This window comes from Gilliamella apicola, assembly GCF_003202655.1.
In the GTDB taxonomy this organism is placed as follows: domain Bacteria; phylum Pseudomonadota; class Gammaproteobacteria; order Enterobacterales; family Orbaceae; genus Gilliamella; species Gilliamella apicola_R.
The window spans coordinates 88,981-102,158 of the sequence record NZ_QGLR01000012.1; the positions used below are offsets into that span (position 1 = coordinate 88,981).

General features: G+C 36.4%; 14 protein-coding genes and 1 pseudogene. 9 read left to right on the forward strand and 6 right to left on the reverse strand.

Annotated features, from left to right (window positions below):
• The first annotated feature begins 83 nt into the window (after nt 1-83).
• On the forward strand, nt 84-812 hold the full coding sequence (locus DKK70_RS10265; protein WP_110433914.1) for a 1-acylglycerol-3-phosphate O-acyltransferase: 729 nt from the start codon (nt 84-86) through the stop codon (nt 810-812).
• Between the two features lie 5 nt (nt 813-817).
• The gene (gene cmoM, locus DKK70_RS10270) at nt 818-1,597 is read left to right on the forward strand and encodes a tRNA uridine 5-oxyacetic acid(34) methyltransferase CmoM (protein WP_110433915.1); all 780 of its coding nucleotides are present in this window, start codon (nt 818-820) and stop codon (nt 1,595-1,597) included.
• A 60-nt stretch (nt 1,598-1,657) separates the two neighbouring features.
• Here the strand turns inward: cmoM and DKK70_RS10275 are convergent, their stop codons facing one another.
• From DKK70_RS10275 to DKK70_RS10290, 4 genes are all read right to left on the reverse strand, one after another.
• A complete protein-coding gene (locus DKK70_RS10275; protein ID WP_375334985.1) occupies nt 1,658-2,998 on the reverse strand; it encodes a GntP family permease in 1,341 nt (446 codons plus the stop codon).
• Between the two features lie 202 nt (nt 2,999-3,200).
• Complete coding sequence (gene pdxA, locus DKK70_RS10280) at nt 3,201-4,202, reverse strand: 4-hydroxythreonine-4-phosphate dehydrogenase PdxA (RefSeq protein ID WP_110433917.1); 1,002 nt, start codon at nt 4,200-4,202, stop codon at nt 3,201-3,203.
• Nucleotides 4,203-4,277: 75 nt separating this feature from the next.
• Complete coding sequence (locus DKK70_RS10285; RefSeq protein ID WP_110433918.1) at nt 4,278-5,576, reverse strand: four-carbon acid sugar kinase family protein; 1,299 nt, start codon at nt 5,574-5,576, stop codon at nt 4,278-4,280.
• 181 nt (nt 5,577-5,757) lie between these two features.
• A complete protein-coding gene (locus tag DKK70_RS10290; protein WP_110433919.1) occupies nt 5,758-6,621 on the reverse strand; it encodes a DeoR/GlpR family DNA-binding transcription regulator in 864 nt (287 codons plus the stop codon).
• Between the two features lie 222 nt (nt 6,622-6,843).
• Between DKK70_RS10290 and DKK70_RS17245 the strand changes: the two are divergent.
• The 7 genes and pseudogenes from DKK70_RS17245 to DKK70_RS10315 form a co-directional block, all read left to right on the forward strand.
• Nucleotides 6,844-7,230, forward strand: a pseudogene (locus tag DKK70_RS17245) (SIS domain-containing protein); the annotation flags it as partial.
• A gap of 66 nt (nt 7,231-7,296) precedes the next feature.
• On the forward strand, nt 7,297-7,608 hold the full coding sequence (locus DKK70_RS17050; protein WP_219999757.1) for a CBS domain-containing protein: 312 nt from the start codon (nt 7,297-7,299) through the stop codon (nt 7,606-7,608).
• A 41-nt stretch (nt 7,609-7,649) separates the two neighbouring features.
• On the forward strand, nt 7,650-7,748 hold the full coding sequence (locus DKK70_RS17640) for a hypothetical protein (protein ID WP_375334984.1): 99 nt from the start codon (nt 7,650-7,652) through the stop codon (nt 7,746-7,748).
• A gap of 131 nt (nt 7,749-7,879) precedes the next feature.
• On the forward strand, nt 7,880-8,806 hold the full coding sequence (rfaD, locus tag DKK70_RS10300; protein WP_110433920.1) for an ADP-glyceromanno-heptose 6-epimerase: 927 nt from the start codon (nt 7,880-7,882) through the stop codon (nt 8,804-8,806).
• Between the two features lie 11 nt (nt 8,807-8,817).
• Nucleotides 8,818-9,864, forward strand: a complete 1,047-nt coding sequence (rfaF, locus tag DKK70_RS10305; RefSeq protein WP_110433921.1) for an ADP-heptose--LPS heptosyltransferase RfaF — start codon at nt 8,818-8,820, stop codon at nt 9,862-9,864.
• 2 nt (nt 9,865-9,866) lie between these two features.
• Nucleotides 9,867-10,829: a lipopolysaccharide heptosyltransferase RfaC gene (gene rfaC / locus DKK70_RS10310; protein ID WP_110433922.1), complete on the forward strand. Its 963-nt coding sequence runs from the start codon at nt 9,867-9,869 to the stop codon at nt 10,827-10,829.
• Between the two features lie 35 nt (nt 10,830-10,864).
• Nucleotides 10,865-11,065 (forward strand): YaeP family protein, encoded by a 201-nt coding sequence (locus DKK70_RS10315; protein ID WP_110433923.1) that lies wholly within the window; start codon nt 10,865-10,867, stop codon nt 11,063-11,065.
• On the opposite strand, the gene DKK70_RS10320 is transcribed toward DKK70_RS10315, so the two are convergent.
• Nucleotides 11,043-12,461 carry a heavy metal sensor histidine kinase gene (locus DKK70_RS10320; RefSeq protein ID WP_181415988.1) on the reverse strand — a complete coding sequence of 473 codons (1,419 nt, stop codon included), beginning with the start codon at nt 12,459-12,461 and terminating at the stop codon, nt 11,043-11,045. The two genes, DKK70_RS10315 and DKK70_RS10320, sit on opposite strands and share 23 nt — an antisense overlap.
• A complete protein-coding gene (locus tag DKK70_RS10325) occupies nt 12,448-13,134 on the reverse strand; it encodes a heavy metal response regulator transcription factor (RefSeq protein WP_110433925.1) in 687 nt (228 codons plus the stop codon). Before DKK70_RS10325 ends, DKK70_RS10320 begins: the two co-directional genes overlap by 14 nt.
• Between the last annotated feature and the right edge of the window lie 44 nt (nt 13,135-13,178).

A 13,178-nucleotide genomic window follows, 5' to 3' on the forward strand; every position in this document is an offset into this window, starting at 1 on the left:
CATCCTTTAACGCGATATTTAACAAACTGTATATTCATATAGATTACGTATATAATACGCCAAGTTAACTTGTGAGGTAAATTATGGTTTTTCTTTTTCGTTTAATCTTTGTGTTGTTTATTGGCATTATAACTTGTGTGCTAGGGGTTATATTTTGCTTATTCAATCCTCGCAATCCAAAAAATGTGGCTAGATTTGCCCATCTTTTTAGTTTTTTCTTTAAACCATTATTAGGGGTAAAGGTTGATACTCGTAAATATCCTGGAATTGAAAAGTTAGGTAGCTGTGTATTTATCGCCAATCACCAAAATAATTATGATATGGTTGTGGCTGCCGATATTGTACAACCGAAAACCGTCACTGTCGGCAAAAAAAGTCTGGCACTGATCCCTTTCTTTGGGCAACTTTATTACCTTACCGGCAATATTTTAATTGACCGTAACAATAAATCAAAAGCCCGAGATACGATTAATTTCGTCGTTAAAGAGATAAAAAAACGTGGCATATCAATTTGGATGTTTCCGGAAGGTACTCGTAGTCGTGGGCGAGGTTTATTGCCATTTAAAACCGGTGCATTTAAGGCCGCTATTGCCGCGGGGGTACCTATTGTGCCTATCTGTGTATCAGATACGAATAATATCAAGTTAAATCGCCTTAATAATGGTCATATGATTGTCGAGATGTTGCCACCGATTGAGACCAAAGATTTAAGTAAAGAAGAGGCAAGAACTTTAATGGAACAGTGCTATCAACAAATGTCAGAAAAAATTGCGCAAATTAATTTGGAAGTAACTAAATTAAATAATCAGTAATCATTATGACTAAAACCGATCGTAATTTTGATGATATCAGCCATAAATTTGCTAAAAATATTTATGGCACAAACAAAGGTAAGATTCGCGAAGCTATCGTTTGGCAAGAGCTGGAAAACATCTTAGCTAACTATCCAGCGGATAAACCATTAACGATTTTAGATGCAGGCGGTGGACAAGGTCAGATTGCTTGTCGACTAGCAAAATTAGGGCATGAGATTACTGTTTGTGATATTTCCGAACAAATGCTGGAATTAGCAAGAAAGCAAGCCGAACAAGAAAATCTACAGTTAAATTTTATTCACTGCCCTATTCAAGATCTCGAACAATTTATTAAAACGCAATTTGATATTGTGATCTGTCATGCCGTTTTAGAATGGGTAGCTGAGCCAATCCAAATAATCCAATCTTTAAAGAAACATCTTAAACAAGATGGCTATTTATCTTTAATGTTTTATAACTACCACGGGCTATTATTCAAAACCGTGACATTAGGCAATTTTGGTTACACTCAATCGGGACTGGCCAAACGCAAAAAGAAAACCTTATCACCTGATTATCCCCGCGATCCAAATCACGTGTATCAATGGTTAAACCAACAAAATTTTGAGATCATCAATAAAACTGGAATTCGGGTTTTTCACGACTATTTAACCAATAAGTCAAAAGCAGAAACACATTTCGCAGAGTTATTAGCAATCGAAAAACAGTATTGCCAAACCGAACCCTACATTAACTTAGCAAGATATATTTTGGTCACGGCTAAATTATTAAATGCAAATTGATAAAAGAGATTAGGGAGACATTAGGGATAGTATATTGCTTAACACTATCCCTATTTAATATTAGAAGAAAATTGCATTAACAATTAATAATGACACAGTTCCTGCCGCCCATAATACCGTTGAAGTAATACTCCAAACTTTAATTTGTTCTTTAACTTCCGTTACCCCTAATGAACGATTAACTACCCAAAAATAAGCATCATTGAAGTGAGAAAACATAAAAGAACCAATTGAGCAGCCTAACCCAGCCATGATTGGATTTACACCTAAGGTGCCAATCATTGGGGCAGTAATACTGGCTGCGGTAATCATAGCTACTACACCTGAACCTTGGATTAAACGAATCAACGTCGAGATAGTTAAGGGTAATAAAATACCGGGTACACCAATTTTAACAATATATTCGGCAATAATTTGACCTGTTCCCGAGTCACGGAGCACCATTCCTAAAGCGCCACCACCGCCAATAACTAGCAATATGATACCAGCAGATCGGATTGAGTTTTCCATGTGATGGACAACTTCTTTTCGAGGAAATGAATTGGTTAATGCCATTATGGAAATTAATAATCCGATACCAACAGCAACAATCGGATGCCCCATGGTTTTTAACATAATAGCAATGGTATTATCCCATTTCATTTCATTAACTAATGTTGCAGTCAATATCAGTATGATCGGGGTGACGATCGGCGCAAATGATGCTAATGCACTGGGTAAGTGTTGATCTTCATCAATATTATTCGAAGTCACAGTTAAAGGTTCACGGGTAAAATTCTCACCATCTTCTGTTGGAATTTGATAAATACTACGCCCAACATAGCGAGTATAAATAAAACCAGCAAAAGTGATAGGAATAGCAAGTAACATTGCCCATAACATATATTCACCAAGTCCAATACCAAACTGCGATACAACACCAAATGGGCCAACTGCTGGGGGAATCATACTATGGCTAATCACTAGCCCCATTGCTAATGTCGATCCTAGTCCGACAACTGATTTACCAGTACTACGGGATATAGCTTTAACCAGCGGTAATAAAACTATAAATGCAGAGTCACAAAATACTGCCAAGCTAACTAATAAACCGATGATGACCAGCGCTAAGGCTTCCCGCCCTTTTCCCAGTAATTTAATGAAGACTTGAGCCATTTTTTGCGCCGCTCCACTGAGCTGTAAAACCGACCCCATCATCACGCCGAACCCAATAACAATTCCTATGTTACCCAGTGTATTACCAAAACCTTTACTAATTGTGGCGATCATGAATTCACCGGGCATGCCGCCTAATGAACCAGTGATTAAAGCGGATATAATTAACGCTGGAAATGCTTGAATTCGAGTTTTTAAGATCATAAAGAGTAACAAGGTAATTGCTACAAGTAAGCCGGCGACCATTCGCCAGCTACTTTTTTCTATGCTATGTAGACTGCCAAGATAAAAAACAATCAATCCCACAACCACTAAAATCACACCATTGAATAAAACATAAGGATAAAGTGATTTTTTATTTTCTTTTTTAGACATAAGGCTACCTCCTTCGATAGTGAATTTGGCACTAACGAAAAAAAAGATAATTATAAAAATGAATAACGACTTGTTAACGCTTGAAATTTGGTGCGTATAACGCCGCTAAACGAATTGCTTCAATCAAACTTACAGGATTTGCTATTCCCTTACCGGCAATATCGTTTGCTGTACCGTGATCTACTGAGGTTCGCAGAATTGGCATGCCATTGGTAATTGAAATAGTACGGTGAAAATCTACCATTTTGGTTGCAATATGACCTTGGTCATGATACGGCGATAACACGGCATCATAACTTCCTCCCATCGCAAAATGGAAGACACTATCAGCTGGTTTAGGACCGTTGATATCAATCCCTTGTTTTTGAGCCATTTCAATACCTGGTAATAGCACATCATCGTCTTCATGACCAAAAAGACCATGTTCACCACAATGAGGATTGATACCAGCAACCGTCATTTTCGGTTTATTAATACCCAATTTAATCAATGCTTCATTACAACGAATGGCGTAATCACAAACTCTTTCTGGCGTTAATGATGCAATGGCTTTGACCAGTGCTAAATGACGAGTTAAGAAAAACACCCGTAAATCTCGAACTTGAAACATAGTGAGCGGGTCTTGACTACCGGTAAGGTCGGCTAATATCTCGGTATGACCTATATAGTTAACCTTACCAGCTTTAAGGGATTCTTTATTAATTGGTGTGGTTGCTATAGCATCAAGTTTTTTTTGCATAGCCAGCTCAGTTATCACTTTAATATAGTGGAATGCCGCTTGACCACATTGTCCTTCAATCTGGCCAATTTTAAAGGTATCATAATTTAACTCGCCACACTGAATAAGATTCAAAACATTAGGTTTATCTTGTATTTGAGTTAGATCGGTAATTTCATTAATGTGCAAATTTATGTTAGCGAATTGACAGGCGTCGGCTAAAATCTTTTTGTCACCAGTTACCACTACACATCCATATTCATAGGTTTCTGCTGCTGCAATACTTTTCACAACAATTTCAGGGCCTATTCCCGCTGGATCGCCCATAGGTACTCCGATTAAACAACGACGTTTCATTTATTACTCCTTTAAAATTATTCAAAATTTTCTCAACTTAGGTTGTTTTATCTAAGTTGAACTAGTTACAAAGTATTAATGCTTCAAGCTTTCATGTGATGAAATCTTGGTACTCAAATAGTCGATACAATGAACTAACGTATTATCATTACCGACAAATCCACCTTTGGTTACAATCGAATAGCCATCACATTTCCCGCCGACTAGGTGGCCATAAACGGTTAATGGTTCCACTTCATCTTTTAGTAAAAATCCACTGCTTCCTAATCGATTAACCACATTTACCGTAACATCTCCGCCACTGATATAAATGCCTCGTATAATAGATTCAGGATGGAATAGTACTTGCGCCGTTATTTCTGCTATCGCTTGATTTAACCTGTTACTAATTTCACTTATACTCATATTATTGTTAGCGGCTAATTTGCTTAAGTCACCAACATGTTCTGGCATTTCAACGGTATCAATACCAATAACATCAAATTGTTCTACTTTTTCTAGCAATTTGTTGACGATGGGTTTCGCTTTTTTAGTGTCTGTTGCAATCTCGATTAGTTGATCTATTAATACAGTTTCTAACCAAACTTTGCGGTCATATCTCAATTTTTTAATTTGCCTTTGAGTAAGATCCGAAACACTGCCTATTGCAACAAAAACTTTGTTGGCCATCTTTCGTTCTGATGAATAACGCAGATCAGCAAATTGCGCAGTGAATGGTCCCGGATCAACACAAAACACTGGCAAATTAACATTGTTCGCAGCTTGGGCTATCACGCTAATATCAGCATCGGTTGTGGCATCAAATATGACAATTCGTCCGCCTTGTTGATAGATGTGTTTTAATCGCTGTTCAATGCGATCCTTACCCTCCAAAACATCCTTGAGTGCGATATGAGAAATAGGATAACGAGATTGACAACGAAACAATTCAAGAATGGACGATTCAGTCATCGGATTTTTAGGATCATTACGCATAGCTGTATTTTGTAATGGCACTCCATTAACTAACAAAGAACCACCTACACAGATGCGATCACTTGATGGATAAACGGGAACAACTAACGCCATTAAATTAGGATCATTATCAATAACTGCATCAACCTCGGCACCGAGATTTCCGCGTAATGTAGAATCAATACGTTTACTAATTAACGGTTGATACTTGCTAAATTGATTTAAGCAATCAACAACCCGTGAATAAGCCTCTTTATAAGGTATTGATCGAGAATCTGTGGCAAACGAGATAACATCAAATTTGCTAAGATCTTCATTTAATTTTTCTAAACAAGTTATTGCATTAAACCCTTTCTTGCTTAATAAAGCACATGTGGCATTAGCACCGGTTAAATCATCAGCTACAACGGCTACTTTCATAATCTTGCTTCCTCTTAAAAATTAAGTTCAATTAATTAACTTTTTTACATCTTCCTATTGGTCATTGGTTTCATGATTGTTTTTTTTCATGTTTTTTATTTCATCGTTTTTTGTGACACCGATTTTGCTTACAACGATTTTGTTACTTTGCTATTCGTTAAATTGCTTTTTATAAAATCGCTTAATAAATATATTTAATATCCTGTTTGCTTAGTTGTTTTTCGAAATTACTCGGAAATTGCTTTTCAGTTATCAGGTAATTGAACCGATTTAAATCACAGATTTTAAAGCGACATTTAAGACCTAATTTACTGCTGTCAACTAGCAAAAAAGATTGAATCGACCTGGATAATGCCATCCATTTACAATCAGCTTTAATTTGCGATGTCGTTAATGCGCCATCTTCAAGATTAAAACCATCTGCGCCAATAAAGGCTAAATCAATAACTTGCTCTGATAGATATTTCATTGCTTGCGAGTTATAAACGGCAGCACTGGATGTTTGTATCTCTCCGGGACAAATAATGGTATTCACTTCTGGGCGAGAAGATAATTCCAGCGCGACATGTAAATCTGGGGTAATCACGGTAACTGGCAGGTTGATATTCAAAGCAAACTCTCGCATCGTTGTCCCAGCATCGATAAAAATCACCATCCCTGGTTGCAATAAACCAACCGCAATTTTTCCTACCTGCTTTTTACCTTCGGAACATCGATTTTGTTTGATGTTATAAAGCGGCGTTCCAGTTAAGAAACCTCGTTTTATTTCACCACCATAAGAGACTTTTATTAAACCTTTCTCTTGCAAAAGCTTTAAATCTCGTCTAATACTCATATGAGAAACGGAAAAAAGAGTAGATAACGAATTGATGTTGGCTACATCATATTCATCTAAGTACTCTAAAATTCTTTTATATCTCGGTAGTTCTTGTTTCATAGCTAATTTCTCGATTAATTTGTCGGCATTGTAGTAATAAAATAATTGATAAAATGTTAATCTTTTAACACTTTCACAACCGTGTTTAACTAATGTGATCCCAATCAAACTTTCCCTTTTTCCTCATGACTATTTTGTGAATCGTCAACATTACTTTTGGTTTTATCACTACAATTTCTAAATACCTTTATTGAGTTGTTATTCGAATGAAATGAATTTATAGATAAGGAAAATTTAGCTATGACCACAAAATCAGCAGATCTTCGACCGGTGAAAAGTGAAACGTTAAAATTAACCAAACAAGTTTTAAGGCAAGAAGCTTCGGCAATAATGGCTATTGTTAGCACAATTAACGATAATTTTTTTAATGTTGTGGAGTTAATTTTACAAAGCAAGGGAAGCGTTATCGTGACTGGAATAGGTAAACCCGGCTATATAGCCCGTAAACTTTCAGCGACATTGATGAGTACCGGCACACCGGCTTTTTATTTACATCCAGCCGAAGCTATGCATGGTGATTTAGGTTGCATTACCAAAGATGACACTATTATTATCCTGTCAAACAGTGGATAAACAGCCGAAATTATTAATATTTTACCGACCATAAAACAAATTAATATTGCGTTAATCTCCATTTGTGGTAATCCCTTATCAACCTTAGCTGGCTTTGCAACCTACAATTTAAATGCCCATATCACCCAAGAAGCATGCCCTCTGAATTTAGCACCAACTACCAGTACAACGGTACAATTAGCATTAGGTGATGCTTTAGCCATCTCAGTGATGCAGGCTAAAAAATTTAGTAAAGATGATTTTGCTTTTTACCATCAGGGGGGAAGCCTAGGACAAATACATCTTATGACTGTTAAACAACTGGTTAGAAAGTATGAGAGACAGATAGCAATTACTGCCGAAAAATCTATTGCCGAGACTATTTTTGTAATGACGAATGCTAGGATAGGAGCGGTTGCAATAGTCGATAAGGGAAACATATTACTTGGAATTATTACAGATGGTGATATTCGAAGGCAATTAAATCATTATCCAAATTTGTTAAATATCAAGGTGTCGCAATTAATGTTATCTAGCCAATAACCATTGAACCACATAAATTCGTTGCCGATGCTTTAAATATAATGCAACAACACCATCCAAGACCAATAACGGTGTTACCTGTGATTGATGATAATAACAAATTTATTGGTATGATTTATATTACTGAAATATACAACTAAATCATGTTAGTTTTTATCATATAACCATCATTAACTATAAACCAATCTAAAATGTAAAAATGAATACTCGAAAATTTGCCAATAAATCGTTATTATAGTGCTATTAATTTTATTAGTTTAAGGTGATGATTATGATCGTTGTTACTGGTGGTGCAGGTTTTATTGGAAGTAATATCGTTAAAGGTTTAAATGATCTTGGATATAAAGATATTGTAGTGGTGGATGATCTAACTGACGGCACTAAATTTGCAAATTTGGCGGATCTAGATATCGCTGATTACATAGATAAAGATGAATTTATCTCATCAATAATATCAGGTGAAAATTTGGACATTGAAGTGATTTTCCATCAAGGCGCCTGTTCATCAACTACTGAATGGGATGGCAAATTTATGATGGAGAATAATTATAGCTATTCTAAAGATTTGCTCAATTATTGTTTAAATTCTGACATTCCTTTCTTATATGCCTCCTCAGCAGCAACTTACGGAGGCAGAAGCGATAACTTTATTGAAGATCGTACTTATGAAAAACCATTAAATGTTTATGGCTATTCAAAATTCTTATTCGATCAATATGTTCGGGAAAATTTACCACTAGCGAGTTCGCAAATTTGTGGATTTCGTTATTTTAATGTTTATGGTCCACGTGAAAACCATAAAGGTAGCATGGCTAGCGTGGCATATCATCTAAATGAACAAATCAATAAAGGCGAAAAACCTAAATTATTTACTGGTAGTGAAAATTTTAGACGTGATTTTATTTATGTTGATGATGTTGTTGAGGTAAATTTATGGTTCTGGAAAAATAATATTTCTGGCATATTCAATTGTGGAACAGGTCGAGCTGAATCTTTCCAATCTGTAGCCGATGCTGTTTTGGATTATCATCAAAAAGGTGAAATTGATTATATTCCTTTCCCTGAGCAGCTAAAAGGACGTTATCAGAGCTTTACTCAAGCAGATTTAACTAAATTTAGAAAAACAGGATGTCCAATTGAATTTAAAACCGTTGCCCAAGGTACAGCTGAATATATGAAATGGCTTAACGAGCAATAAGAGGAGCTTCAATGAAAACGCTGATTATTGGTCCATCTTGGGTGGGTGACATGATGATGTCACAAAGCTTATATCGCACCTTAAAACATTTACAACCAACCATGGAAATTGATGTAATGGCACCTGCATGGTGCCGTGCTTTATTAAGTAAAATGCCTGAAGTTAATCAATCAATCGCTATGCCAATTAGTCATGGAGAGTTTGCATTAGCTAAACGTTATCAGCTCGGCAAAGAGTTACGTAACAATCAATACGATCAAGCAATCATTTTACCCAACTCATTTAAATCTGCGCTTATTCCCTTCTTTGCTAAAATTCCTAAACGCACTGGTTGGAAAGGTGAAATGCGTTATGGTTTATTAAATGATTTACGGCAGCTTGATAAACAAGCTTTTCCATTAATGGTAGAACGCTATGTCGCTCTCGCCTACCCTAAACAAGATATTCATTCGGCTAAAGATCTACCTCAACCAATTTTGTGGCCAAAACTTAGTGTTGAAAAAGATGAAGTAGATCAAGCATTAGCAACGTTTAATATTCCTAGTGACGTGCCTTTAATCGGCTTCTGTCCTGGTGCTGAATTTGGTCCGGCCAAACGTTGGCCTGATTATCACTATGCCGCGTTAGCTGATTTAATCGTAAAACAGCATGCTAAAATTATTATCTTTGGTTCAGAAAAAGATAAGCCGGTTGGCGAACAAATTATTGCCAAAATGGTACATGGTGATCAATGTATCAATCTGGCCGGTCAAACAAAATTAGACCAAGCAATCAATGTGATTTCAGCATGTAAAGCCATAGTCACAAATGATTCTGGGTTAATGCATGTTGCAGCAGCGCTTGATAAACCTTTAGTGGCACTTTATGGTCCGAGTAGTCCTGATTTTACCCCGCCATTATCCAATAAAGCCGAAGTTATTCGTCTAATTACCGGTTATCACCGCGTTCGTAAAGGTGATGCTGAACAAGGTTATCATCAGAGTCTGATTGATATCAAACCAGATCAGGTTTTTGAAACATTGATGAAACTCATCGTTCGCTGTGAAAAGAGTAATTAATTATGCGTGTATTAGTTGTTAAAACTTCATCAATGGGTGATGTATTACACACGTTACCAGCCTTAACCGATGCCGCTAACTGCATACCTGATATTACTTTTGATTGGGTGGTTGAGGAAAACTTCTCACAGATCCCCTCTTGGCACTTTGCAGTAGATGAGGTTATTCCTGTTGCCATAAGGCGTTGGCGAAAAAATTGGTTTGCTAAAGCGATTCGCCAAGAACGTCAGCAATTTATTGCCCATTTAAGACGGCAACAGTATGATTGTATTATTGATGCCCAAGGTTTAATTAAAAGTGCATTTTTAATTACTCGTAAAGCTCGAGGCATTAAACATGGATTAGATCGGCAAAGTATTAAAGAGCCAATTGCTAGTTGGTTTTATGATGTCAAACACCATGTACCTAAACAGATGCATGCCATTGAACGCGTTCGTCTGTTATTTGCCAAAAGCCTTAACTACACCCAACCAGATTCAATCGGTGATTATGCTATTGCTCGTCACTTTTTATCGGCATTACCAGCTGATAATCAACAATATTTAGTTTTTCTTCATGCTACCACCCGAGAAGAAAAGCATTGGACAGAAGCGGCATGGCGAGAGTTAATTGAATTAATCGAACCAACAGGACTCAAGGTTAAACTTCCTTGGGGTGCACCTCATGAACAAGCGCGCGCTTTGCGTTTAGCGCAAGGCTTTAATCATGTTGAAGTATTACCTAAACTCTCTCTTAACGAGATTGCCACAATTATTGCTGGTTCTAAGGCTGTCGTCTCTGTAGATACCGGATTGAGCCATTTAACTGCCGCGTTAGATCGACCGAATATAACTTTATTTGGAAAAACTGATCCAAAACTAATTGGTGGCTATGGTAAAAACCAGCATAGCATCATTTCAACAGATAAAACGATGCAATCAATCTCTGCCAATGAAGTTTACCAACAATTAACTGATTTTATTTAAAATAGCATCGAAGTTTTAATAAATAGGATAGAAAAATGAACAAATATAATGAGCTCATACGTGAACGATATGCGCAAATTGGTAGTAATGATTTAGGTTATATTGATGATGCGTTGGGCGCAGTAATGACAGTTCTAAATGAAATAGTTGAAAATCAACAAGTTCCACAGGATTTACGCGAAAAAGCTGCCTATGCGGCAGCTAATCTGTTAATCAGTGATTATGACGTGAAATAACCGTCGGCAGTTTAATAATAAATCGAGTTGAGATATCATCCGATTCAACATAAATATGACCTTTGTGGGTGTCGATAATCGATTTTACAATCGCCAAACCAATTCCCGTTCCTGAACTATCTTTGTTATTTCGGTGGCGAGATTGATCAACTCGATAAAAACGGTCAAAAAGATGAGGTAAATGATGGCTTTCAATCTTTTTACCGGGATTGGCGATAACAATCTGAACTTTTTTCGGGCTTAGCTGGCTCAAATTAATTTTAATTGTCTGATTTTCCGATGTGTAGCGAATCGCATTGGAGATTATATTGATTATTGCCCGTCCTAACATCATTTTATCCCCCTGAATATGGGAACAATTACCTTCAAGTTCAAAGGTAATATTTTTCTCATCAGTCAAAGGTTCGAAATATTCACACATCAAACTAATCATTGAATACAAATCAATATCGATAAGATTTGGCACCAATTGATGATTATCTGCCTGAGCTAAAAAAAGCATATCGGATATCATCTGCGACATTTTTTCATACTCTTCTAAATTCGAGTAGAGGATTTCTCGATACTCTTCTGTCGAACGAGCATTATTTAACACGATTTGGGTTTGAGTGGTTAAATTGGTGATCGGCGTTCGCATTTCATGAGCAATATCGGCAGTAAAATTACGTTGTCGCTCAAAAACATCTTCCATACGATGAAGCATATTATTAAAAGCTTTAACTAAGCTCTCATATTTCACCGGCACAGAAGCCGTTGAGATACGGTAATTTAAGCTTTTCATATTAATTCGTTCAATTTTTTTAATTAAACGATTGATCGGTTTTTGTGTGTAATAGATGGAAATTAGTGATCCAATCAAGGCTAACACACAAGAAATAGCAATAAGTAAACCTAATCCATTTCGCAACCTGCTGATAAAATCAAGTTGTAAATCGCGTCCAACAGCAACAATCGTCGTATATTGTCGCCCGCCATCCAACATAACTCTAGATGCACCGATACGGTAAGATGATTTATCTATATTCCAAATTGCCGTACTGTTTTGGCTAATTAATCGTTCAAAATCTTGTTGCGGTAAAGCAATAGATAAATTAGGGCCACGGGTGCGATACACTATTTTTCCTGCATCATCTATAATATAAACAAATAGATGATGATGACCAGTTAAAATCAGGAGAAGATTTTGAAAGAATTCATCGCGATTTTCATCAGGTGAATAATAGGTGAGTTCACGTTCAACTGAGGTAATGACCGAATTCAATTCCGTAACATTTTGTTGAATTGAGATTTTTTCAAAGGTATGTTCAATAAGATAGCTAAAACAGTAAAGTAGCCCGCAAGTTAGCAGGCATACGATAAGGGGTAAACGAAACGATATGATGCTACTCTGCTTCATCCAATACATCTAATTTATATCCCATTCCACGCACAGTATGAATTAATTTCGGTTCAAAATCGGCATCAATTTTGTTCCTCAATCGCCTAATTGCCACATCAATGACATTGGTATCACTGTCAAAATTCATATCCCATACTTGTGAAGCAATAAGTGATCTTGGTAACACTTCACCGGGATAACGTAAAAAATATTCGAGTAATAAAAATTCTTTATTGGTTAAATCAATTCTTTTATCACCTCGGGTTACGGTTCGTTTTGGCAGATCCATAACTAAATCAGCAATGCTTAATTGATAATTATTAACTTGCGGGACATTGCGTCTTAATAACGATTTAATTCTTGCTAATAATTCAGCAAAAGAAAAAGGTTTAACTAAATAATCATCAGCGCCTAAATTGAGCCCTTTTACTTTATCTTCGACACTACCCATTGCAGTAAGCAGAATGATCTGAGTATCTTTGCCAGCCTCACGTAACGACTGAACAATCTTCCAACCCACAATATCGGGTAGCATGACATCAAGAATAATTAAATCATAATCTTCCGTCATCGCTCGATGATAACCATCAAGACCATTATCGGTAAGATCTACAATAAATCCTGATTCAACTAAACCTTGGCGAAGATATTCACCTGTTTTTTGTTCATCTTCAACAACTAACAATTTCATATTGAATATTCCTTAATGTTTTATCAGGTTATCGAAATTGCATA

Bases quoted from the DNA above. Each gene is read 5' to 3' on its own strand.
- rfaD (WP_110433920.1), top strand. From the start codon at position 7,880: ATGATCGTTGTTACTGGTGGTGCAGGTTTTATTGGAAGTAATATCGTT.
- DKK70_RS10320 (WP_181415988.1), bottom strand. From the start codon at position 12,461: ATGAAGCAGAGTAGCATCATATCGTTTCGTTTACCCCTTATCGTATGC.
- DKK70_RS10315 (WP_110433923.1), top strand. From the start codon at position 10,865: ATGAACAAATATAATGAGCTCATACGTGAACGATATGCGCAAATTGGT.
- pdxA (WP_110433917.1), bottom strand. From the start codon at position 4,202: ATGAAACGTCGTTGTTTAATCGGAGTACCTATGGGCGATCCAGCGGGA.
- DKK70_RS10265 (WP_110433914.1), top strand. From the start codon at position 84: ATGGTTTTTCTTTTTCGTTTAATCTTTGTGTTGTTTATTGGCATTATA.
- cmoM (WP_110433915.1), top strand. From the start codon at position 818: ATGACTAAAACCGATCGTAATTTTGATGATATCAGCCATAAATTTGCT.
- DKK70_RS10325 (WP_110433925.1), bottom strand. From the start codon at position 13,134: ATGAAATTGTTAGTTGTTGAAGATGAACAAAAAACAGGTGAATATCTT.
- DKK70_RS17640 (WP_375334984.1), top strand. From the start codon at position 7,650: ATGCAACAACACCATCCAAGACCAATAACGGTGTTACCTGTGATTGAT.
- DKK70_RS17050 (WP_219999757.1), top strand. From the start codon at position 7,297: ATGCAGGCTAAAAAATTTAGTAAAGATGATTTTGCTTTTTACCATCAG.
- DKK70_RS10285 (WP_110433918.1), bottom strand. From the start codon at position 5,576: ATGAAAGTAGCCGTTGTAGCTGATGATTTAACCGGTGCTAATGCCACA.
- DKK70_RS10275 (WP_375334985.1), bottom strand. From the start codon at position 2,998: ATGGTCGCCGGCTTACTTGTAGCAATTACCTTGTTACTCTTTATGATC.
- rfaF (WP_110433921.1), top strand. From the start codon at position 8,818: ATGAAAACGCTGATTATTGGTCCATCTTGGGTGGGTGACATGATGATG.
- rfaC (WP_110433922.1), top strand. From the start codon at position 9,867: ATGCGTGTATTAGTTGTTAAAACTTCATCAATGGGTGATGTATTACAC.